Annotated in this window: 23 protein-coding genes and 1 pseudogene; 17 read left to right on the forward strand and 7 right to left on the reverse strand. The window is 69.8% G+C overall.

What is annotated here, in order from left to right; genetic code table 11:
- Positions 1–77: 77 nt before the first annotated feature.
- From F0P95_RS14920 to F0P95_RS14955, 8 genes are all read left to right on the forward strand, one after another.
- Entirely contained in the window at positions 78–959 is an 882-nt protein-coding gene (locus F0P95_RS14920; RefSeq protein ID WP_182334882.1) for an SPFH domain-containing protein, read from the forward strand.
- A 10-nt stretch (positions 960–969) separates the two neighbouring features.
- Positions 970–1,257, forward strand: a complete 288-nt coding sequence (locus F0P95_RS14925) for a hypothetical protein (protein WP_182334883.1) — start codon at positions 970–972, stop codon at positions 1,255–1,257.
- Positions 1,254–1,436, forward strand: a complete 183-nt coding sequence (locus F0P95_RS14930) for a type II toxin-antitoxin system antitoxin (RefSeq protein WP_182334884.1) — start codon at positions 1,254–1,256, stop codon at positions 1,434–1,436. Before F0P95_RS14925 ends, F0P95_RS14930 begins: the two co-directional genes overlap by 4 nt.
- Entirely contained in the window at positions 1,433–1,615 is a 183-nt protein-coding gene (locus F0P95_RS14935) for a DUF4177 domain-containing protein (protein WP_182334885.1), read from the forward strand. The genes F0P95_RS14930 and F0P95_RS14935 overlap by 4 nt, the downstream gene beginning before the upstream one ends.
- Position 1,616: 1 nt before the next feature.
- On the forward strand, positions 1,617–2,918 hold the full coding sequence (locus tag F0P95_RS14940) for an alpha/beta hydrolase (RefSeq protein WP_182334886.1): 1,302 nt from the start codon (positions 1,617–1,619) through the stop codon (positions 2,916–2,918).
- Positions 2,915–3,715: a CPBP family intramembrane glutamic endopeptidase gene (locus F0P95_RS14945; RefSeq protein ID WP_182334887.1), complete on the forward strand. Its 801-nt coding sequence runs from the start codon at positions 2,915–2,917 to the stop codon at positions 3,713–3,715. Before F0P95_RS14940 ends, F0P95_RS14945 begins: the two co-directional genes overlap by 4 nt.
- A gap of 23 nt (positions 3,716–3,738) precedes the next feature.
- Entirely contained in the window at positions 3,739–4,299 is a 561-nt protein-coding gene (locus F0P95_RS14950; RefSeq protein ID WP_182334888.1) for a PH domain-containing protein, read from the forward strand.
- Between the two features lie 75 nt (positions 4,300–4,374).
- The gene (locus tag F0P95_RS14955; RefSeq protein WP_182334889.1) at positions 4,375–5,175 is read left to right on the forward strand and encodes a M15 family metallopeptidase; all 801 of its coding nucleotides are present in this window, start codon (positions 4,375–4,377) and stop codon (positions 5,173–5,175) included.
- A gap of 75 nt (positions 5,176–5,250) precedes the next feature.
- Here the strand turns inward: F0P95_RS14955 and F0P95_RS14960 are convergent, their stop codons facing one another.
- The 5 genes from F0P95_RS14960 to F0P95_RS14980 form a co-directional block, all read right to left on the reverse strand.
- Positions 5,251–5,925, reverse strand: a complete 675-nt coding sequence (locus tag F0P95_RS14960; RefSeq protein WP_182334890.1) for a DNA-3-methyladenine glycosylase family protein — start codon at positions 5,923–5,925, stop codon at positions 5,251–5,253.
- 5 nt (positions 5,926–5,930) lie between these two features.
- The gene (locus F0P95_RS14965) at positions 5,931–6,302 is read right to left on the reverse strand and encodes a DUF423 domain-containing protein (RefSeq protein WP_182337027.1); all 372 of its coding nucleotides are present in this window, start codon (positions 6,300–6,302) and stop codon (positions 5,931–5,933) included.
- Positions 6,303–6,474: 172 nt separating this feature from the next.
- Positions 6,475–7,605, reverse strand: a complete 1,131-nt coding sequence (locus F0P95_RS14970) for a polyketide cyclase (protein WP_182334891.1) — start codon at positions 7,603–7,605, stop codon at positions 6,475–6,477.
- A gap of 355 nt (positions 7,606–7,960) precedes the next feature.
- The gene (locus F0P95_RS14975) at positions 7,961–8,602 is read right to left on the reverse strand and encodes a response regulator (RefSeq protein WP_054666964.1); all 642 of its coding nucleotides are present in this window, start codon (positions 8,600–8,602) and stop codon (positions 7,961–7,963) included.
- Positions 8,602–9,801: a sensor histidine kinase gene (locus F0P95_RS14980; protein ID WP_182334892.1), complete on the reverse strand. Its 1,200-nt coding sequence runs from the start codon at positions 9,799–9,801 to the stop codon at positions 8,602–8,604. The genes F0P95_RS14975 and F0P95_RS14980 overlap by 1 nt, the downstream gene beginning before the upstream one ends.
- A gap of 148 nt (positions 9,802–9,949) precedes the next feature.
- On the opposite strand from F0P95_RS14980, the gene F0P95_RS14985 reads away from it, so the two are divergent.
- From F0P95_RS14985 to F0P95_RS15005, 5 genes are read left to right on the forward strand one after another with little or no spacing between them, the layout of a single operon-like run.
- A complete protein-coding gene (locus F0P95_RS14985) occupies positions 9,950–10,540 on the forward strand; it encodes a GNAT family N-acetyltransferase (RefSeq protein WP_182334893.1) in 591 nt (196 codons plus the stop codon).
- Between the two features lies 1 nt (position 10,541).
- Positions 10,542–11,303: a septum site-determining protein MinC gene (gene minC, locus F0P95_RS14990; protein ID WP_182334894.1), complete on the forward strand. Its 762-nt coding sequence runs from the start codon at positions 10,542–10,544 to the stop codon at positions 11,301–11,303.
- A 36-nt stretch (positions 11,304–11,339) separates the two neighbouring features.
- Complete coding sequence (gene minD, locus F0P95_RS14995; protein WP_054666972.1) at positions 11,340–12,149, forward strand: septum site-determining protein MinD; 810 nt, start codon at positions 11,340–11,342, stop codon at positions 12,147–12,149.
- 2 nt (positions 12,150–12,151) lie between these two features.
- Complete coding sequence (gene minE, locus F0P95_RS15000) at positions 12,152–12,409, forward strand: cell division topological specificity factor MinE (RefSeq protein ID WP_104939267.1); 258 nt, start codon at positions 12,152–12,154, stop codon at positions 12,407–12,409.
- A 46-nt stretch (positions 12,410–12,455) separates the two neighbouring features.
- On the forward strand, positions 12,456–12,941 hold the full coding sequence (locus F0P95_RS15005; protein WP_182334895.1) for a hypothetical protein: 486 nt from the start codon (positions 12,456–12,458) through the stop codon (positions 12,939–12,941).
- A gap of 87 nt (positions 12,942–13,028) precedes the next feature.
- On the opposite strand, the gene F0P95_RS15010 is transcribed toward F0P95_RS15005, so the two are convergent.
- Positions 13,029–14,306, reverse strand: a complete 1,278-nt coding sequence (locus F0P95_RS15010; protein WP_182334896.1) for a sensor histidine kinase — start codon at positions 14,304–14,306, stop codon at positions 13,029–13,031.
- On the reverse strand, positions 14,303–15,019 hold the full coding sequence (locus F0P95_RS15015; RefSeq protein ID WP_182334897.1) for a response regulator transcription factor: 717 nt from the start codon (positions 15,017–15,019) through the stop codon (positions 14,303–14,305). The genes F0P95_RS15010 and F0P95_RS15015 overlap by 4 nt, the downstream gene beginning before the upstream one ends.
- 242 nt (positions 15,020–15,261) lie before the next feature.
- On the opposite strand from F0P95_RS15015, the gene F0P95_RS15020 reads away from it, so the two are divergent.
- The 4 genes and pseudogenes from F0P95_RS15020 to F0P95_RS15035 all read left to right on the forward strand — a co-directional run bounded on the left by F0P95_RS15020 (position 15,262) and on the right by F0P95_RS15035 (position 19,979).
- Positions 15,262–16,935 carry an ArnT family glycosyltransferase gene (locus F0P95_RS15020; protein ID WP_425515881.1) on the forward strand — a complete coding sequence of 558 codons (1,674 nt, stop codon included), beginning with the start codon at positions 15,262–15,264 and terminating at the stop codon, positions 16,933–16,935.
- Between the two features lie 102 nt (positions 16,936–17,037).
- Positions 17,038–17,806, forward strand: a pseudogene (locus F0P95_RS17840) (phosphatase PAP2 family protein).
- Positions 17,803–19,458 (forward strand): phosphoethanolamine transferase, encoded by a 1,656-nt coding sequence (locus F0P95_RS15030; protein ID WP_182334898.1) that lies wholly within the window; start codon positions 17,803–17,805, stop codon positions 19,456–19,458. The pseudogene F0P95_RS17840 and the gene F0P95_RS15030 overlap by 4 nt, the downstream one beginning before the upstream one ends.
- 86 nt (positions 19,459–19,544) lie before the next feature.
- Positions 19,545–19,979 (forward strand): EamA family transporter, encoded by a 435-nt coding sequence (locus F0P95_RS15035; RefSeq protein WP_182334899.1) that lies wholly within the window; start codon positions 19,545–19,547, stop codon positions 19,977–19,979.
- The last annotated feature ends 16 nt before the right edge of the window (positions 19,980–19,995 follow it).

The raw sequence follows: 19,995 nt of genomic DNA on the forward strand, positions 1-19,995 counted from the left end.
CGGCGGGTGGCCGTCCCCCTCTTGCATGTTGATATCAATTTGATATCTTTCATTACAACCACCACGGAAGACGCGCCATGAAAGAGAAAGCCCTCGGTTCCCTGCCCGGCATCCCCAGCCTGCTGGGCTCGCTGCTGTTGATGCTGGCCGGCGCCGCCGCCCTGGTCTACGCGGTGGTACTGGCCAAGTCCGGGGCCGGCGGGGCCGGCATGCTGGTCCTCAGCGGGCTGCTGCTGGCGGTCACCGGCCTGCTCCTGAGCTGCGGGCTGTACATGGTCCAGCCCAACCAGGCCGCGGTGGTGAGCCTGTTCGGCAAGTACGTGGGCACGGTCAAGGACAACGGCCTGCGCTGGAACAACCCCTTCTTCACCAAGAAGAAAGTCAGCCAGCGCGTGCGCAACTTCGAGAGCGGCAAGCTCAAGGTCAATGAGCTGGACGGCTCGCCGATCGAGATCGCCGCGGTGATCGTGTGGCAGGTGGTGGACGCCTCCGAGGCGGTCTACAACGTCGACGACTACGAGAGCTTCGTGCACATCCAGTCCGAGTCGGCGCTGCGCGCGATGGCCACCAGCTACCCCTACGACCAGCACGAGGAAGGCCAGCTGTCGCTGCGCAGCCATGCCAGCGAGATCTCCCAGCACCTGAAGGACGAGCTGGCCGAGCGCCTGGCCGATGCCGGCGTGCAGGTGCTCGACGCGCGCATCAGCCACCTGGCCTACGCCCCGGAAATCGCCCAGGCGATGCTGCAGCGGCAGCAGGCCAACGCGGTGATCGCCGCGCGCCAGCGCATCGTCGCCGGCGCGGTGGGCATGGTCGAGATGGCCCTGGCCGAACTGCAGAAGAGCGGCCTGGTCGCGCTGGACGAGGAACGCAAGGCGCAGATGGTCGGCAACCTGCTCACCGTGCTGTGCTCGGACCGCGGCACCCAGCCGGTGGTCAATACTGGCTCGCTGTACTGAGGCACCGTCGATGAATGACCTGCTCGCCGCGCTGATCGTCGCCCTCACCGGCCTGCCCGCCCTGGGCATCGCCGCCTGGAGCAGCCGCGACGGCAGCCGCCACTCGCGCGGCCTCGGGCTGCGCTGGGCGCTGATCGCGCTGAGCCTGTTCCTGGGCGCCATCGGCCTCTACCTGGCCGCCGGCAACCGCATGGCCACCTATGCCGTGGTGATCGCGCTGGTGGTGGTGGTCAACGCGCTGGGCGTGGCGCTGGTCCTGCACCTGCGCCGCGCACCGGTGGGGACGGGACGCCGGTGAGCGAGAAGAAGGCCTACCCGCTGCGCATCAACGCCGACGTACTGGCGGCGGCGCAGCGCTGGGCCGACGACGAACTGCGCAGCCTCAACGCGCAGATCGAGTATGTGATACGCGATGCGCTGCGCAAGGCCGGGCGGCTGCCCGCACCCAGGAACGAATCCACCGAGGAAGAACCATGAGTACGCAATGGAAGTATCTCGTCGTCAAAGTGAAGACCGGCATGCTCGGCGACTTCAAGATGGAAACGCTGCAGGAAGAACTGGACCGGCACGGCCGGCTCGGCTGGGAACTGGTCAACGTGGTGCACGCCACGCCCACCATCTCCTCGCCGACCCTGGTCTTCAAGAAGGAAGCCTGAGATGAAGCGCCTGCAGGCATGGATCGCCGCCGTGGCGATCGCGGCCACGGCCAGCGCAGCGGCCGCCGATTCTCCCACCGCGCTGGCCACGCGCCTGCTCGACCAGCTCGACGCCGGCCAGTACGCCGCGGCCGAGGCCACGTTCTCGCCGCAGATGAAGGCCGCGGTCCCTGCCGACAAGCTCAAGGCCGTGTGGGAATCGCTGCCCGCGCTGCTGGGCGCGGCGGGCGCGCGCGGCGAAGCGAGCGTCAGCGAAGCCGACGGCTTCCGCATCGTGGTCATCCCGCTGGCCTACGCACGCGACAACGTGCTGGCGCGCGTGGTGCTGGACAGCGACGACCGCATCGCCGGCTTCCTGGTGCAGCCCCCGCCGCCGCCACCGCCACCGCCACCGCCGGCCGCTGATGCGTCCTTCAGCGAACAGGCCATCACCCTGCCTGCGCTGGCGTCGGGCAAGCCCGGACTGCCGGGCACGCTGACCCTGCCGCGGGGCAAGGGCCCGTTCCCCGCGGTGGTACTGGTGCATGGCTCCGGCCCGCAGGACCGCGACGAGACCATCGGCGGCAACCGCCCGTTCCTCGACATCGCCCGCGGCCTGGCCGCACAGGGCATCGCCTCGCTGCGCTACGACAAGCGCACCCGGGCGCGGCCGCAGGATTTCAGCGGCACGTTCGGCATCGATGACGAAACCACCGACGATGCCGTCGCCGCGGTCGCCGCGCTGGCCGGCAATACCGCCATCGCCCACGACCGCATCCACGTGCTCGGCCACAGCCAGGGCGGCCTGCTGGCCGGCCGCATCGCCGCCAGGAGCCAGGGCAAGGTGGCCGGGCTGATCCTGCTGGCGGCGCCGGCGCGCCCGATCCTCGACCTGCTGGGCGAGCAGAACCGCTACCTGGCCGATCTCGACGGCAGCATCAGCGCCGAGGAACAGGCGCACCTGGACGCGCTGGATGCGGCCATCGCCAAGGTGCGCCACGATCCCGCGGCGAAGCTGCTGGAGCTGCCCGGCCACTATTGGCAGCAGCTTGAACGCATCGACCCGGTGGCCGATGCGCGCGACAGCAGACTCCCGGTGCTGTTGCTGCAGGGCGGCCGCGACTTCCAGGTGGTCGATGCCGACTGGCAGCGCTGGAAACAGGGACTGCAGGGGCCGCGCTACCGTTTCCACCTCTACCCCGCGCTCAACCACCTGGGCATCGCCGGCGAAGGCAAGGGCACGCTGGACGAATACCGCAGGCCGGGCCATGTCGATACCGCGCTGATCGACGACATCGCCCGCTGGGTGAAGGCCCAGCCATGATCCCCAGGGTGGCAACGCCACCGTGGAAGATCGACCTGAAGATGGCCGGCGTGCTCGGGCTGGCCGCGGCACTGGCCACGGCCGGACTGTTCCCCTACCTGCAGCAGCTCATGCCGGAGAAGCTGGAACGCATCCCGCTGCCGCTGTCCGTGCTGGTGACCGCGCAGGCGCTGCAGGCCTTCGTACTGCTCGGCGCGCTGTCGCTGCTGGGCCTGCGCATGGGCCACCGCCTTGGCCTCGGCGCGCCCTTGCTGCAGCGCTGGTGCGGCGGCAGCGGCAACGCCACGTTCCAGCGGCCTGCGCCCCTGCAGGCGATCCTGCCCGGCATCGCCTCGGGCGCGCTGGTGCTGCTGTGCGCGCACTGGATCGACCCGTGGCTGCCCACGATGGTCAATCCACCCGCAGCCACCGCCGCCAGCGTATCGGCGTTCAATGGGCTACTGGCCTCGTTCTACGGCGGCATCGCCGAAGAACTGCAGCTGCGGCTGTTCCTGATGACGCTGATGCTGTGGGTCGTCGCCCGCGTGCGCCGGCGCATGCCGGGAAACGCGGCCTTCCACGTCGCCATCGTGCTCGCCGCCGTGCTGTTCGGTGTCGGCCACCTGCCAGCTGCCGCGCAGATCTGGGGACTGGATGCCATCGTCGTGCTGCGCACCGTCGTGCTCAACGCGCTGGTCGGCTGCGTCTGCGGCTGGCTGTACTGGCGACGCGGGCTGGAGATGGCGATGCTCGCCCATTTCAGTGCCGACATCGTGCTGCACGTGCTGGCGCCCCTGCTGAAGCTCGGCGCGCCATGACCTTTCCCGGAGGAACCCGAGCAATGCCGACCGCGATACACGCTTCGAAGGACTACCCGGTTGCCCCGCCAACCGGCATGCCGCTGCTGATCCTGTGGGCCATCCTGCTGGCGGCGACCGTGCTGCCGCTGGCCTTCATGATCGGCGACAAGGGCCTGGCGCAGCTGGCCAGCCCGCGCGCCTGGCTGGGCCCGGCGCTGCTGTCGCTGGCCGGCGTGGGGGTCAGCCTGGGCTACCTGCGCAGGCGCATCACGCTCGATGCCGGCAACCTGGTGGTCCGCTCCACCTTCTATACCCGGACCGTGGCCATCGGCTCGCTGCAACTGGAGCGCGCGCGCATCGTCGACCTGGCCGAACACCGTGCGTTGAAGCCGGCGATCAAGACCAACGGCTACGGCCTGCCCGGTTTCCGTTCAGGCCATTACCGCATGGGCGACGGCAGCAAGGCGTTCTGCCTGATCACCGACCACAGCCGCGTGCTGGTGCTGCCGCTGCGCGACGGCTCGCAGCTGCTGCTGTCGCCGGAGCAGCCGCGTGCCCTGCTCGATGCGCTGAAGCGGACGGCCGGCGACGCCGCGCCGTAGAGACCCGGCTTCCACGCCGCGCACGGCACCGGGCCGGCAATCGACAGGCCCGCGGCGATGCCCCAAGCTACCGCCATGCGTACCGCTCCACGCCTGTTGCTCAATACCCCCGATATCGAACTGTGGCCGGGCGGCCTGCTGCGCGCGCGCAGCAACCATGACGCGCGCCTGCTTTCGCGGGCGCGCACGGTGCTGCGCCGCAAACGCGACGGGCGCTACCTGGCCGCGCTGCTCCCGGAAGGGCTGATGCCGATGGTCGAACGCCTGGCCCGCGAGCCGGGCATCGACGCGGCGCTGCAGCGCCTTGAAACCGCCCTGCCCCGCTGCGGCCCACCCGCTGAGACGCAGCTGCCGCTGGACCGGCTCGACGAACGCCTGCAGCGCCTCGGGCTCGACCACCGCTATGCCGCGGACAGCGGACTGCCACGCGTCGCGGAACCGGCCTGCCTGCATTTCGCCGGGCTGGACCGCTACCGCCGCGCGCTGTGGTTGACCCGCGGCGCCGCTCGCGCCTGGCACAACCTGCGCGCCGCCGCCGCGGCCGATGGCATCGCGCTGGATGCGATTTCCGGCTATCGCAGCCACGATTACCAGTTGGGCATCTTCGAACGCAAACTCGCACGCGGCCAGCGCGTGGCGGAGATCCTCAGCGTCAATGCCGCGCCGGGCTACAGCGAGCACCACGGCGGCAATGCGCTGGACATCGGCGCGCCCGGCGAGCCGCCGGCGGAAGAATCGTTCGAACGCACCGCGGCCTTCGCCTGGCTGCAGGCGCATGCCGGCGGTTTCGGCTTCCACATGAGCTACCCGCGCGGCAACCCGCACGGCATCGTCTACGAGCCCTGGCACTGGCGCTTCGGCGGCACGCCTGCGTGAGCCACGCGCCGGCCGCACCACACGGCGGCCCCTGGGGCTGATGCCTCGATCCAGCCCGGCGATCGCCGGGGCCGCTCACGCCTGCGAGCGCGGGGTCTTCGCGCCGCCGGCATCGACCAGGTCGGCGATGCGCCACAGGTACAGGCTGGCCCAGGTGCGATATGGCCCCCAGCACTGGCCCCGCGCCTGCAGCTCGCGCGGGGTGGGCAGCCCCTGGCTGCCATCCACCCGCTGCGCGCCCTTGCGGATGCCCAGGTCGTCCACCGGCAGGATGTCCGGCCGCCCGAGCCGGAACATCAGCATCATCTCCACCGTCCAGCGGCCGATGCCGCGCACCGGTACCAGCGCCTCGACGATGGCGTCGTGATGCATCCACGCCATCTGCCGGGTCGAAGGGATTTCCCCGGCCAGCTCGCGCCGCGCCAGGTCGCGCAGCGCCAGCGCCTTGTTGCCGGAAACGCCGCAGGCGCGCAGCCCGGCGTCATCGATCCGGGCGAGCGTCGCGGCATGCAGGCGCCTGCTGTCGATCGCCGCCTCCACCCGCCCGACGATGGTCGCGGCCGCCTTGCCGCTGAGCTGCTGGAACACGATGGCGCGCGCCAGTGCATCGACCGGGTCGAACGGACGCCGCCATCCCGGCGGCGCATCCAGCGGGCCGACGCGGTCGATCCAGCGGGCCAGGCGCCGATCATGGCGCTGCAGGTGCGCCAGCGCCTGCTCCACGTCGAAGCCGCGCCGGTGCAGCGGCATCGGGCTCAGCGCCTCAACGCACTGAACGCCAGCAGCACCCAGCCGGCCATCAGCGCGGTACCGCCGACCGGGGCCAGGCGCGTCGGCCACCAGCCCAGCGCCCCGCCGGCAACGCTGCCGGAGAACAGCAGCACACCCAGCAGCAGCACGTACAGCGCAGTGCGCCCGGCGGCATTCAACGACGCCGGGCCGAGTACCGCCAGCACGGCGCCATGGCCGAAGGCATACAGCGCGGCGGTCTCCAGGTGGGATTGCGCCAGCGGGTCGCTCACCGCATGCGAAGCATAGGCGGACAGGCCCACCGCCAGTGCCGCCAGCAGCGCCCCGCAGAACGCCAGCGCCGAGGGTCTGCGCACCCTCCGTTCCAGTCCCAGCATCATCTTCCCCCGGTTGGTCGGCCACCACGGCGTGGCCATGAACATGCGGACGCCGATCGCATCGCCTGCCCGGGCCGGCGTCCGCTCGCCTCCAGGCAGCAGGCAACAAAAAACGCGCCGCTGTGGGCGGCGCGTTTTCTGTGCATCACTTCATTCTTCCGCGACGGGCCGGTTACTTGACCGACCAGTACACGTCGTAGGTGCCGTCGGTGGTGAAGGCCTTGTCCACGCCCCCCTTCCACGACTCGTACGGACGGTCGGTGACCTCGTAGCCGGCGGTGGTCGCCCACGCACGCAGCGCGTTGCGCGCCACGTCCAGGCCCGCCATGTGGCCGGTGTAGGAGGCGAACGCCGAACGGTGCGCAGCCGCCTGCACGTAGGTGACCGGGTTGCCGGACGGGATCTTGACGTCGAGCTTGCCGTCGGCGCTGGCGACCGGGGCGGCCTCGGCCTTGGCGGCCTCGCCTTCCTTCTTGTCGCCGGCAGCGGCGGCGCCGCTCTTCTTGCGGACCGGCTGGGCCACGTCGAAGGCGTACTTCTCGGCGCCGAAGTCGGTGGTCACGATGCGCACCGGGCCGGCGGCCTCAAGGCCGTTGGCTTCCATCGCGCGCTTGATCCACTCCTGGTTGTCCAGGATCGACTTGCGGATGCTCTCGTTGCTGCGGTCGATGTTGCCGGCGTTGACCACCAGCAGGTCCTCGACCGGAACGTCCACCAGCTTCAGGTCGGTGAGCGGAGCTTCGGCGGCGCGGTAGTCGACGTTCGGCACCGAGGCCAGCATGTTGGCCATGCGCGACAGGCCCAGCTTCAGGTCGTCGCCGATGTGGCGGCTCACGTACAGGCCGGCGTAGCGGCCGAACAGGTCGAAGCCGTAGTTGACCGAATAGTCCTGGGTGATCTTGACGTTGCGGTCGTTCTTGCCGGTCGGCTCCAGGGTGAAGGTGGTGACCTTGTCCTTGCCCTTGGTCTGGTCCTCGATGGCGATCACGACGCGCTTGTTCTGCTCGCTGTCGGTGATCTTCCAGCTGCCCGAGCCCAGGTCCTTGGAGGTGTACTCCATGCTGGCGCCCACGCCCGCGTCCGGACCGCTGTACTTCAGCTCGATGCCCTTGTCACGCAGCACCAGCGGGTTCCAGTCCTTGAAGCGGCGCAGGCTGTTGACCGTGTCGTACACGATCGTCATCTTGCGGTTGGTTTCGATGCTTTCGGAAATATGGCGCTCGCCCGGCAGGCACACGCCAATGATGACGAACAGGCCAGCCACGATCCCCAAGGCGATCAGGAACTCGATAATACGGGTCATTCAGGAGTCTCCGGGGCCGATCCCACGGCCGGGTTGATTGAAGCGAAGCCCCCATCCTATCAGGCTTTGCGCAGGTTGTTGACGGATTTGGCGCACCGGTTTCCGTGTCCGGTGCAGGCATGCGGGTCGAAGGCCGCAAAGGCGGGCGCCGCGCCGCCGGGGCCATGCACGATGCCATGCGACGGCCTGGCTGGCGAGGGGTACGACGCCGGTTATTTTCCCTCCAGCGGCGGCCTCCGCACCAGTCGTTCCATGAGATTCATTCGAAAGCAGGTTCCGCCATGTCGGCCTCGCCGGCCACCGCGCCCGCCACCGGACGCGACCGTATGGCCCGGGCCGGCGACGGGCTTTGCGTTCACACCAGCTGCAGTTCGAACGCCTTGAGCACCGCGCGGGTGCGGTCGCGCACGCCCAGCTTGCTCAGTATGTTGGAGACGTGGTTCTTGATGGTGCCCTCGGCCACGCCCAGCGAATTGGCGATCTCCTTGTTGGAAAAGCCGCTGGCCATCAGCCGCAGGATCTCGGTCTCGCGGTCGGTCAGCGGATCGGGCCGGTCGAGGCTGACGAACTCGTTGCGCATGTGCTCCAGCCCGGACAGCAGGCGCTGGGTCACCGCCGGCTGCACCAGCGAGCCGCCTTCGGCCACGGTGCGGATCGCGCCGACCAGCTGCTCCAGGGTCACGTCCTTGAGCAGGTAGCCCTTGGCGCCGGCCTTGAGCCCGGCCAGCACCAGCTGGTCGTCGTCGAACGTGGTCAGGATGATCGCCGGCGGCAGCTGCCCCAGCCGCGACAGGGTCTGCAGCGCCTCCAGCCCGGACATCACCGGCATGCGCATGTCCATCAGCACCACGTCCGGCGCCACCTGCGGAATCATCTCCACGGCCTGGCGGCCGTCGGTGGCCTCGGCCACCACCTCGATGCCGTCGTCCAGCGCCAGCAGCGAACGGATGCCCTGCCGTACCAGGGTTTGGTCATCGACCAGACAGACGCGGATCATCAGTTCACTCCTTGCGGCCCGGAGGCCAGCATCATATGGGTTGCCACCGGCAGCGAGGCACGAAGGTGGAAGCCTTCGCCGCGCCGTGCCGACACGTCCAGTTCGCCGCCATACTGCGCCAGGCGCTCGCGCATGCCGCGCAGCCCGTTGCCGGGCAGGATGTCCTCCACCTCGCCGCCGACGCCGTCGTCGCGGGCGTCGATCACGATCCGCCCGTGCTCGCGCTCGACCCGGATCCACAGGTTGCGGGCGCCGGCATGGCGCACCGCGTTGGTGATCACTTCCTGGGTGCAGCGCAGCAACACATGCGCGCGCTCGGGGTCTTCCACGCTCAGCGGGTCGTCCATGTCCATGTGGATCTCGAGCGAAGGCACCCGCTCGGCCAGCGGCCGCAGCGCCGCGGCCAGGTCGATCGCCCCGCTTTCGCGCAGCTGGCTGACCGCCTCGCGCACGTCGGTGAGCAGCAGTTTGGCCAGGGTGTGCGCCTGGCGCACGTGCTCCTGCGCCTGGCCCTCGGTGATATGGCCGGCCACTTCAAGGTTCAGGCTCAGCGCGGTCAGGTGGTGGCCGAGCAGGTCGTGCAGTTCGCGCGAGATGCGGGTGCGTTCGTTGATGCGGGCGCTCTCGGCCAGCAGCAGGCGGGTGGCGCGCAGTTCGGCATTGAGCCGGCGCTGCTCCTCGCGGGCCTGCGCCTGCTGCCGCGCCACCAGGCTGGTCACGAAGATGAACATCGAGAACCCGGCATACAACAGCGACTGCAGCAGCGCCTCGAACAGCGGCAGCCCCATGATCAGGTGGTAGACCGGCAGCACCGCCAGCTGGCTGAGCACCAGCCAGACCACCCCGACCCGCTTGCTCAGCAGCCACGGGATCACCCCGGCCGCGACCATCAGCAGGATGCTGCCCAGCCCGGTGACGCTCAGGTAGCTCACCGCCAGCCCCGACAGGGTCAGCACCAGCAGCGCCAGGCGGTCGTACCAGCTGGTGTGGCCGCCGGCCGCCAGGCCGCGGGTCAGCCAGAAGTAGCACACGCCGAACGCCAGGTAGGCGGCCAGCAGCCAGGTGGCTTCGCCCAGGCTCGGCGGCAGCTCGCCTTCGGCCGGCGCGTACTGGGTATAGAGCAGCGGCAGGCTGACCAGGCCCCAGGTGAAGAGGCCGGCCAGGCGCAGGACCCGGGTATGGCTGAGATATCCCAACATGGGTGCATGGTAAGGAGCCCGGCGGCTTTGCGCCCTCCCACGGAAGTCATGCCCGGATGGCGCTCGCCCGGTCCGGCCGGCCATGCGATAATCGCCGGCCAGCCCCCACCCCTCACTCGGGGCCGACCGCTTCACCCACGGAGTCACAATGTCGATCGTCATCCGCGACGTGCGCGAGCACGAGCTCGATTCCGTCCTGGCACTGAACAACAACGCCGGCCTGGCCATCCTGCCGCTGGATGCCGCCAAGATCCGCCGCTTCTACGAGACCGCCGAGTATTTCCGCGTCGCCGAGCGCGACGGCAACATGGCCGGTTTCCTGGTCGGCTACGGCAGCAACGCCGAGCACGACAGCTGCAACTTCGCCTGGTTCCAGCAGCGTTACCCCAGCTTCTTCTATATCGACCGCATCGTGGTCGCCAGCCGCCGCCGCGGTGGCGGTGTCGGCCGTGCGTTCTACGCCGACGCCCAGAGCTACGCCGAGCTGCGCTACCCGCAGATGGCCTGCGAGGTGTTCCTGGACCACGGCGCCGACGCCGCCCTGCTGTTCCATGGCAGCTTCGGCTTCCGCGAGGTCGGGCAGAACACCATGCCGGCCGTGGACGTGCGTGCCAGCATGCTGCTCAAGGACCTGTGCAGCTACGAGTGGGTGAAGGAGACCTATGGCGACAACCTGCCCGACGTTCCGTGGGCGGGCCACACACGCCGGCCCGTGCAGCAGCGGCCGACGGGAACCTGAGATGGCAGTGAATCCGGATTACGAACAGGCAGGCGAACTGAAGATCGGGCAGGTGGGCATCGCCAACCTGCGCATCCGCACCCTCGACGTGGAGCGGCTGGTACAGGAAATGCGCGAGCGCGTGGCGCGCGCGCCCAAGCTGTTCGGGCGCGCGGCGGTCATCCTCGATTTCGGCGGCCTCAGCCGCGTCCCCGACCGCGCCAGCGCCCAGGCACTGCTGGACGGGCTGCGCGATGCCGGCGTGCTGCCGGTGGCGCTGGCCTATGGCACCACGGAAGTCGAACAGCTCTCGGTCCAGCTCGGGCTGCCGCTGCTGGCCAAGTTCCGCGCCCAGTACGAGCGCGCCGATGCCGCCCCGCCGCCGGCCCCGCCACCGGCGCCCGCCCCCGCGCGCCGCGCGCCCGAGCCGGCACCGGCACCGGCAGCCGCCGCGCAACCCGGACGCATGCAGCTGGGCGCGGTACGCTCGGGCCAGCAGCTGTATGCCGAGAACTGCGACCTGACCGTACTCTCAACGGTGGGCGCCGGCGCCGAGGTGATCGCCGACGGCAGCATCCACATCTACGGTACGCTGCGTGGCCGCGCCCTGGCCGGCGCGCAGGGCAATACCGGCGCCCGCATCTTCTGCCGCGACTTCCACGCTGAACTGGTCGCGATTGCGGGACGCTACAAGGTGCTGGACGATATTCCCGACAACCTGCGCGGCAAGGCCGTGCAGGTCTGGCTGGAGCAGGACCAGATCATGATCGCTGCGCTGGATTGACGCGCAGCCCACCACGGAACATTCAGGAGAAATCCTTTGGCTGAAATCATCGTAGTCACCTCCGGCAAGGGCGGCGTCGGCAAGACCACCTCCAGCGCCAGCATCGCGTGCGGCCTGGCCCGGCGCGGCAAGAAGGTCGCCGTCATCGACTTCGACGTCGGCCTGCGCAACCTGGACCTGATCATGGGCTGCGAGCGCCGGGTGGTGTACGACTTCGTCAACGTCGTCCACGGCGAGGCCACGCTCAAGCAGGCCCTGATCAAGGACAAGCGCTTCGACAACCTGTACGTGCTGGCCGCCTCGCAGACCCGCGACAAGGACGCGCTGAACAAGGAAGGCGTCGAGAAGGTGCTCAAGGACCTGGCCGCCGACGGCTTCGACTTCATCATCTGCGACTCGCCGGCCGGCATCGAGAAGGGCGCGTTCCTGGCGATGTACTTCGCCGACCGCGCCGTGGTGGTGGTCAACCCGGAAGTGTCCTCGGTGCGCGACTCGGACCGCATCATCGGCCTGCTCGACTCCAAGACCGCCAACGCCGAGGCCGGCAAGAACGTGCCCGCGTTCCTGCTGCTGACCCGCTACAGCCCGGTGCGCGTGGAAAGCGGCGAGATGCTCAGCATCGGCGACGTGGAGGAAGTGCTGGGGCTCAAGGCCATCGGCGTGATCCCCGAGTCCGGCGACGTGCTCAACGCCTCCAACAAGGGCGAGCCGGTGATCCTGGACACCGAATCCATGGCCGGCCAGGCCTATGAGGACGCGGTCGGCCGCATCCTCGGCGAGGAGCGCCCGATGCGCTTCATTTCCGTGGAGAAGAAGGGCTTCTTCAGCAAGCTGTTCGGAGGGTGACGATGGGACTGTTCGACATCTTCAAGGCAAAGAAGAGCACGGCCGAAACCGCCAAGAACCGCCTGCAGATCATCATTGCCCAGGAGCGCAGCACCCGCGGCGGCCCGGACTACCTGCCGCTGCTGCAGCGCGAACTGCTCGAAGTGATCAAGAAGTACGTCAACATCGACGCCGACGCGGTCAAGGTCGACCTGGTCAAGGACGGCGAGCACGACGTGCTCGACATTTCCGTGGCCCTGCCCGAAGGCCCGCAGGGCTGATTGCGACAGCCGGGGCCGGCCGACGGTCCCGGCCCCGCCTGTAGCGATGCCGACTTCGCCCGCCACTGCGCCCGCCGCCGTCCTGTGCGTGGGCGATATCGCCTGGGACGCCAGCGTCGCCCTGCTGGCGCGCCACGGCCTGCGCCTGAACCGGGTCGGGGACGGGCAGCAGATTCCCGGCAGCTACTGGGGCGAACCCGAAGCGGGCATCATCGCCAGCGACGTCTACGTGCGCGCCGACACCCCGGTGCACTCGATGCTGCACGAAGCCTGCCACCTGATCGTGCTGCCACCGGAGCGGCGCGCCCTGGTGCATACCGACGCCACCGATTCGGTGCCCGAGGAAGACGCCACCTGCTACCTGCAGATCGTGCTCGCCGGGCAACTGCCCGGGGTCGGCAGCGCGCGGCTGATGGCCGACATGGACACCTGGGGCTACACCTACCGGCTCGGTTCCACCCGCGCCTGGTTCGAGCACGACGCCGACGACGCCAGGCGGTGGCTGGCCGAGCGCGGCCTGCTGCCGGCATGAGCCGGCGGCGCTTGGCGCCCGGCACGAACGCCTGCGCGGCACGCTGAACGCGCCTGGCCGCAGGCATGCCGGCGCCGGCACGACGCGCTACGGCAGCGACGCGCCCATGTCCAGGGTGACCCGGGTACCGCGCTGCGGGCCGGAATGGATGTCCAGTTTCCAGCCCAGGTGTTCGCACAGGCGACCGATCAGGTCCAGGCCGATGCCGGTGCGCATGTTGCGCTCGCCGCGCGCGGTCTTGGCATAGGCCACGGCCACTTCCTCCGGGCTCATGCCATGCCCGGGGTCCTCGATGGTCACCACCGCCTGCGGCGTCAGCCACAGGCGGATCACCCCGCGGTCGCTGTTTTCCAGTGCGTTGCGCAGCAGGTTGCCGACCGCGGCCTGCACCACGCCCACCGGCGCCACGATCGTGCACGGCGCCACGTCCACCACCTCGACCGACAATTCCTTGCCGCTGGCCAGGTACGCATGGTCGGCCACGATCTCCGGCAACAGCTGCTCCAGCGCCAGCGGTTCGCTCAACGCCGCCAGCCGCGCCGGCTCGCGCGCCAGCACCAGCATCAGCTGGATCAACTGCTCCATGCTGGACGCGGTGCTGCACACCCGCAGCAACTGCTGGCGCGCGCGCGGCGGCAGGCCCGGCTGCTCCAGCGCCAGTTCGGCCGCGCCGGTGATCACCGCGATCGGCGTGCGCAGTTCGTGGCTGGCGGTACTGATGAAGGCCCGTTCGCGCTCGACGAAGCGCTCGTTGCGCTCCAGGTAGTCGTTCACCGAGTCGGCGATCACCTCCATCTCGGCGCTGCCGCGGGCGGTGACCTGCACCCGCTGGCCGCTGCGCTCGGGCTGCAGCCCGGCGATGTCGGCGGCCAGCCCGGCCAGCGGGCGCACCAGGCGGTTCATGCCGACCCATGCCATCAACAGGGTGACGACCACCATCGCGATGCCGGCCAGCACCGCCCAGCGGGTGATGAAATGCTCCAGCTCGGCGAAATCGGTGATGTCCAGCACCAGCATCGTGCGCCCGAAATCGCTGGTCTGGCGCACCATCACCGCGCTGCGGTGGCCTTCCAGGCGGACGCCGTCGTGCAGGCCCGGCTTCAGGTGCGCCAGCATGTCCGGGATGCCGTGGGCATCGTGGTCGCTGAAGAAATGCAGGGTATCGGAGTCCTGCCAGCGGTAGTCCGGGTCGGTGCGCTTGCTGGCGATGACGCTGTCCAGCTCGGAGTTGAGCAGCGCGCGCCACACCGAGTGTTCGGCGCGCTCGTGCACGTAGTTGGCCGCACTGAACACCACCAGGGTCAGCAGCGCCAGGTAGCTGGCCAGCCAGACCAGCAGCTTGCGCCGCAGGGTACGCCGCTTCATCGCTCGCCGGCCCCCGGCGCATCGGCCAGGGACGACGCATCCGGCGCGCACAGGCGGTACCCGACCCGCGGCAGGGTATGCAGCAGCTTGGCCTCGAACGGCCCGTCGACGCTGCGGCGCAGCTCGTAGATATGCGAGCGGAGCATGTCGCCGTCGGGCGGCTCGTCGCCCCACAACGCGTACTCCAGCTGGTCGCGCGGCACCGCCGCCGGGCTGGCGCGCATCAGCACTTCCAGCAGTTTGCGGCAGGCCGGGTACAGGTGCAGCGGCTGGCCGCCACGCTGCACTTCCAGCGTGGCCAGGTCCAGGCGCAGGTCGTGCACCTCCAGCACCTTGCGCGGGTTGCGGCCGTGCATGCGCGCCAGCACCGCGTCCAGCCGCACTTCCAGTTCGGGCAGGGCGAAGGGCTTGGTCAGGTAGTCGTCGGCGCCGGCGCGGAAGCCGGCGATCTTGTCCGGCAGTTCGTCGCGCGCGGTGAGCATGATCACCGGCACCTCGGAACGGTGCTCCTCGCGCAGGCGCCGCAGCACTTCCGGCCCCTCCATGCGCGGCAGCATCCAGTCCAGCAGGATCGCGTCATAGGCCTGGGTGGCGGCCAGGTGCAGCCCGGTGATGCCATCGGGCGCGACATCGAGCACATGCCCGCGCGCCTCGAAATAGTCGAAAAGATTGGCGATCAGGTTGCGATTGTCTTCGATGACCAGCAGCCGCATGTGCAGAACCCTTGGAAGAACGCTTCGCCGGCGGACACGCGCCGGCCCCATCGATGGGCGCCGGCGGCACGGCAGTACCCGCCCATCGTAGCCCCAGCGCTGGTCGGAGCGATGTCGAAACAGGTCACAATGCGTCCTACGACGCGCTTCCCACGCCGGCCGCGCGATCCTCCCCCATCCACTCTCCAGACGAGCCCAGCGTGCGCCCGACCCGCCTACGATCCTCCGCCCCCTGGTTGCTGTTGCTGGCCCTGGTCGTGGCCAGCCTGATGGCCGGGCTCGGCATGCGCGAGCCCTCCCCGCCCGACGAGCCGCGCTTCGTGCTGGCCGCGCGGCAGATGGTGGAGACCGGGCAATGGCTGCTGCCGCACCGTGGCAGCGAGCTGTACGCCGAAAAACCGCCGACCTTCATGTGGATCCAGGCCGCCACCTACAAGGTGCTGGGCAACTGGAACATCGCCTTCCTGCTGCCGTCGCTGCTGGCCGCGCTGCTGACCCTGTGGCTGACCTGGGATTTGTCGCGGCGGCTGTGGAACCGGCGCGTGGCGCGCTACGCGGTGCTGGGGCTGTTCGTATGCATCCAGTTCGGGCTGATGGCCAAGCGCGCGCAGATCGACATGGTGCTGGTGGGCATGACCACCCTGTCGCTGTGGGCGCTGCTGCGGCACATGCTGCTGGGGCCCAACTGGAAACTGCTGGCGCTGGGCGCCTTCGCCGCCGGGGTGGGCACGGTGACCAAGGGCGTGGGCTTCCTGCCGCTGCTGGCGCTGCTGCCCTGGGCCATCTGGCGCTGGCGCCATCCGGGTGCGGCCGGCGCCGGGCGCGGCTGGGGCTGGTGGCTGGTCCTGCCGCTGTTCATCGCCGGCACCTGCGTGTGGCTGGCGCCACTGGGCATCGCCCTGCTGCGCAACCCCGACCCGGGCCTGCAGTCCTATGCGCAGGAGCTGCTGTTCAAGCAGACCGGCACCCGCTACGCCAATGCCTGGCACCACCACCAGCCGGCCTGGTACTACCTGCAGGTGATCGCCACGCTGTGGCTGCCGGGCAGCCTGCTGCTGCCGTGGCTGGTGCCGGCCTGGTGGCGGCGCCTGCGCCGGGCCGATCCGCGCTACGTCGTGCTGCTGGGCTGGGCCCTGCTGGTGCTGCTGTTCTTCAGCGCCAGCCCGGGCAAGCGCGAGGTCTACATCCTGCCGATGCTGCCGGCGCTGGCGGTGGCGGCCGCGCCGCTGCTGGCCGGCCTGTTGCGGCGCACCGGCGTGCGCTGGGCATTGCTGCTGTACGTGGCGCTGCTGGCGGTGGCGATGCTGGCGGTCGGCTACGACGCACTGCAGCACGGCGATGGCTGGGCACAGCGCAGCGCGGCCAAGCGCGCGATCGATCCCTCGGTGGTGCCGTGGGTGGGCGCCTGGCTGCTGGGCTTCGGCGTCGCAGCGCTGGCGCTGGTGGCGGCGCTGCGCCTGCGCCGCGCCGGACTGGCGGCGGTGCTGGCCACGGTGCTGCTGTGGGCGATGTACGGGCTGGGGCTGATGCCGGCGCTGGACCCCTACAGTTCGGCCTCGGGGGTCATGGACAAGGTGCGCCAGCGCATCGGCGACGGCGAACTGGGCATGGTCGCCTGGCGTGAGCAGAACCTGCTGCAGACCCACCCGCAGGCGATGGATTTCGGCTTCAAGCGCCCCTGGCCCGAGCAGTGGGAGATGGCCGGGCAATGGGTGGCCGCCGCCCCGGAGCGACGCTGGCTGTTCGTCCTCAAGCAGGCGATGACCCCCTGCGCCGACCCGGCACGGGTGATCGATATCGGCAGTGCCAACCGCAACCAGTGGCAGCTGCTGCCGGGCACCGCGCTGGATACGGCCTGCGTGGCCACCACCCACGGCCAGGTCGCCGGCACGCCGGACGAGGACAACGAGGACTGAAGCCGGCGGGGGCGTTAACGCCCCGCCAACGCGCCTCCGACCAGTCTCCGACATGGCGGCAACCACCATGCCGCCATTCATCGTCGATGGCGTACAGCTCCCGTGCCTGCCGCTCCCTCCTCGCCGCCTCCTTGCGCCCTGCCCGCCCCCGGGCTCGCAGCCACCCGGCGCGGCTTCCTCGGCCGCCACCTGCTGATTCCCCTGCTGCTCGCGGTGGCCGCCAGCGTGGTGCTGATGGCCGGCAACGGCGACCAGTGGCTGGCCGACCAGCTCTACCGCTGGGAGGGCAGCCGATGGGCCTTCAAGGACGCGTGGTGGACCACCCATGTCATCCATCGCGGCGGCAAGAACCTGAGCACCCTGGCCGGCGTGCTGGTGATGCTGGCGCTGCTGCGGGCCTGCCTGGACACCCGCTGGAAGGCGCTGCGCCGGCCGCTGCTGTACCTGCTGCTGGCGGTGGGCCTGTCCACCGGCATGGTCGCCCTGCTCAAGTCCATGACCCAGATGGACTGCCCCTGGGACCTGCAGCGCTACGGCGGGTTGCGCCCGTTCATCGGCCTGTTCGAATCGCGCCCGGAGCTGCTCGGCCGCGCCGCCTGCTTCCCCCGCCGGCCATGCCAGCGCCGGCTACGGCTGGGTGGCGCTGTACTTTTTCGCCCTGCAGGTGCGCCCACGCTGGCGCTGGGCGGCACTGGCCACGGCCGTGGCCACCGGGCTGGCGTTCGGCTTTTCCCAGCAGCTGCGCGGTGCGCACTTTCTCTCGCATGATGTGTGGTCGCTGGCGGTCAGCTGGACCGTGGCGGTACTGCTCTACCTGCTGATGTTCCCACCGGCCACGGCCTCCACGCTCAAGGAAGAACCCCACGCATGAGCACCGCTTCCCCGCATCTGCCCGCATCGACCAGCGCATTGGCACGGCTGCGCCGCTGGCGTCCGGAAATCTCCACCGAAGCACTGATCCTGCTGGCCAGCGCGTTCTTCGCCCTGGTCTGCAACGGCCTGTTCTGGCGCAACGCCATGGCCACCAACCCCGGCAGCGTGCTGTTCGCGCTGTCGCTGTTCGCGCTGCTGATGGGCGTGCACGCGCTGCTGCTCGGCCTGCTGGTGTGGCGCTGGAACGCCAAGGTGCTGCTGACGGTCCTGTTCGTCACCACCGCGTTCGCCACGCACTACATGAACAGCTTCAACGTCTACCTGGACGCGGACATGCTGCGCAACGTGCTGGCCACCGACCACAAGGAATCGAGCGAGCTGATGACGCCCGCCCTGCTCCTGCCGCTGCTGGTCTACGCGCTGGTGCCCTGCGTGCTGCTGTGGCGCCTGCGCCTGCGCCGGCGCAGCTGGGGCCGTGCCCTGCTGTGGCGGCTGCTGTTCCTGGTGGGCGTGGTGGTGGTGTCCGGTGCCGGTACGCTGGCCTCGTTCCAGAACGTGTCGGCGCTGATGCGCAACCACCGCGAAGTCCGTTACCTGGCCACGCCGGCCAACTACCTGATCGCACTGAAGCAGAACCTGATCAGCTCCAACCCGATCAAGAACAAGCCCAAGCTGCCGCTCGGCACCGATGCCCGGGCCACGCCGCGCGCGGCCGACAGCAAGCCGCGCCTGCTGGTGCTGGTGGTCGGCGAGACCGTGCGCGCGCAGAACTGGGGCCTGAACGGCTACGCCCGCCAGACCACGCCGGAGCTGGCCAAGGCCGGGGTGATCAACTTCCCCGACATGCATGCCTGCGGCACCAGCACCGAGGTATCGCTGCCGTGCATGTTCTCGCCGTTCGGCCGCCACGACTACGACGCCAAGAAGATCCGCGCCCACCAGTCGCTGCTGCACGTGCTCGAACACGCCGGCATCCCCACGCTGTGGCGCGACAACCAGTCCGGCTGCAAGGGCGTGTGCGAGGGCCTGGAGATCCAGCGCCTGGGCGACGCCACCAAGCCCGGCCTGTGCGCCGATGGCCGCTGCATGGACGAAATCCTGCTCGACGACCTTGCCGCGCAGGTGCGCGCCAAGCCGGGCGACCGCGTGGTCGTCCTGCACCAGCTGGGCAACCACGGCCCCAGCTACTTCCAGCGCTATCCGGCGCAGTTCCGCCAGTTCGTGCCGACCTGCGATACCCCGGACCTGGGCAAGTGCCGCCGCGGGCAGATCGTCAACAGCTACGACAACGCCATCCGCTACACCGACCACTTCCTGGCCCAGACCATCGCCGCCCTGCGCGGCATGGACGACTACGACAGCGCCATGATCTACCTTTCCGACCACGGCGAATCGCTGGGCGAAAAGGGCCTGTACCTGCACGGCATGCCGTACGCCATCGCCCCGGACGAACAGACCCGCGTGCCGATGGTGATGTGGTTCTCCCCGCAGTTCGCGGCCAACCGCGGACTGGACCTGCAGTGCGTGCGCGAACGTGCGCGCCGCCGCGCCGACCATGACAACCTGTTCCCCTCGGTACTGGGGCTGATGCAGGTCACCACCTCGGTATACGAGCGCGAGCGCGACGTGTTCGCCGGGTGCGGAGGCTAGCAACCGGTCCCGCCGCGGGAGCGACGCCCGTCGTTCCCGCGGCAAAGCGCCGCGGGATCATCCAACCGGCATTGCGAGAACCCGCCATGGCCACCTTTCCGCAATGGCTGCCCTGGGCCCTGCTGTCGGCGGCCTTCGCCGCGCTGACCGCGATCTTCGCCAAGCTCGGCCTGCAGCAGGTCGATGCCGACCTGGCGATGCTGCTGCGTACCATCGCCATCGTCGCCGTGCTGGGCCTGTTCGTGGCAGCCACCGGCAAGTGGAGCAACCCGCTGGCGCTGCCGGGCAGGACCCTGCTGTGGCTGCTGCTCTCGGCGCTGGCCACCGGTGCCTCGTGGCTGTGCTACTTCCGCGCCCTGCAACGCGGCCCCGCCTCGCAGGTGGCGCCCGTGGACAAGCTCAGCGTGGTGCTGGTGGCGGTGTTCGCCTTCGCCTTCCTGCACGAGCGCCTGGCCTGGCGCGAATGGCTGGGGGTGGCGATGATCGGCGGCGGCGTGCTGCTGATGGCGCTCAAGCGCTGACCCACCCCCTTGCCGC

Origin of the sequence: Stenotrophomonas acidaminiphila (genome assembly GCF_014109845.1) — a bacterium.
GTDB classification, from domain to species: domain Bacteria; phylum Pseudomonadota; class Gammaproteobacteria; order Xanthomonadales; family Xanthomonadaceae; genus Stenotrophomonas; species Stenotrophomonas acidaminiphila.

Excerpts from the sequence above, each read along its gene's own strand:
- F0P95_RS14920 (WP_182334882.1), top strand. The coding sequence starts at position 78 with ATGAAAGAGAAAGCCCTCGGTTCCCTGCCCGGCATCCCCAGCCTGCTG.
- F0P95_RS14925 (WP_182334883.1), top strand. The coding sequence starts at position 970 with ATGAATGACCTGCTCGCCGCGCTGATCGTCGCCCTCACCGGCCTGCCC.
- F0P95_RS14935 (WP_182334885.1), top strand. The coding sequence starts at position 1,433 with ATGAGTACGCAATGGAAGTATCTCGTCGTCAAAGTGAAGACCGGCATG.
- F0P95_RS14940 (WP_182334886.1), top strand. The coding sequence starts at position 1,617 with ATGAAGCGCCTGCAGGCATGGATCGCCGCCGTGGCGATCGCGGCCACG.
- F0P95_RS14945 (WP_182334887.1), top strand. The coding sequence starts at position 2,915 with ATGATCCCCAGGGTGGCAACGCCACCGTGGAAGATCGACCTGAAGATG.
- F0P95_RS14950 (WP_182334888.1), top strand. The coding sequence starts at position 3,739 with ATGCCGACCGCGATACACGCTTCGAAGGACTACCCGGTTGCCCCGCCA.
- F0P95_RS14955 (WP_182334889.1), top strand. The coding sequence starts at position 4,375 with ATGCGTACCGCTCCACGCCTGTTGCTCAATACCCCCGATATCGAACTG.
- F0P95_RS14960 (WP_182334890.1), bottom strand. The coding sequence starts at position 5,925 with ATGCCGCTGCACCGGCGCGGCTTCGACGTGGAGCAGGCGCTGGCGCAC.
- F0P95_RS14965 (WP_182337027.1), bottom strand. The coding sequence starts at position 6,302 with ATGCTGGGACTGGAACGGAGGGTGCGCAGACCCTCGGCGCTGGCGTTC.
- F0P95_RS14970 (WP_182334891.1), bottom strand. The coding sequence starts at position 7,605 with ATGACCCGTATTATCGAGTTCCTGATCGCCTTGGGGATCGTGGCTGGC.
- F0P95_RS14975 (WP_054666964.1), bottom strand. The coding sequence starts at position 8,602 with ATGATCCGCGTCTGTCTGGTCGATGACCAAACCCTGGTACGGCAGGGC.
- F0P95_RS14980 (WP_182334892.1), bottom strand. The coding sequence starts at position 9,801 with ATGTTGGGATATCTCAGCCATACCCGGGTCCTGCGCCTGGCCGGCCTC.
- F0P95_RS14985 (WP_182334893.1), top strand. The coding sequence starts at position 9,950 with ATGTCGATCGTCATCCGCGACGTGCGCGAGCACGAGCTCGATTCCGTC.
- minC (WP_182334894.1), top strand. The coding sequence starts at position 10,542 with ATGGCAGTGAATCCGGATTACGAACAGGCAGGCGAACTGAAGATCGGG.
- minE (WP_104939267.1), top strand. The coding sequence starts at position 12,152 with ATGGGACTGTTCGACATCTTCAAGGCAAAGAAGAGCACGGCCGAAACC.
- F0P95_RS15005 (WP_182334895.1), top strand. The coding sequence starts at position 12,456 with ATGCCGACTTCGCCCGCCACTGCGCCCGCCGCCGTCCTGTGCGTGGGC.
- F0P95_RS15010 (WP_182334896.1), bottom strand. The coding sequence starts at position 14,306 with ATGAAGCGGCGTACCCTGCGGCGCAAGCTGCTGGTCTGGCTGGCCAGC.
- F0P95_RS15015 (WP_182334897.1), bottom strand. The coding sequence starts at position 15,019 with ATGCGGCTGCTGGTCATCGAAGACAATCGCAACCTGATCGCCAATCTT.
- F0P95_RS15030 (WP_182334898.1), top strand. The coding sequence starts at position 17,803 with ATGAGCACCGCTTCCCCGCATCTGCCCGCATCGACCAGCGCATTGGCA.
- F0P95_RS15035 (WP_182334899.1), top strand. The coding sequence starts at position 19,545 with ATGGCCACCTTTCCGCAATGGCTGCCCTGGGCCCTGCTGTCGGCGGCC.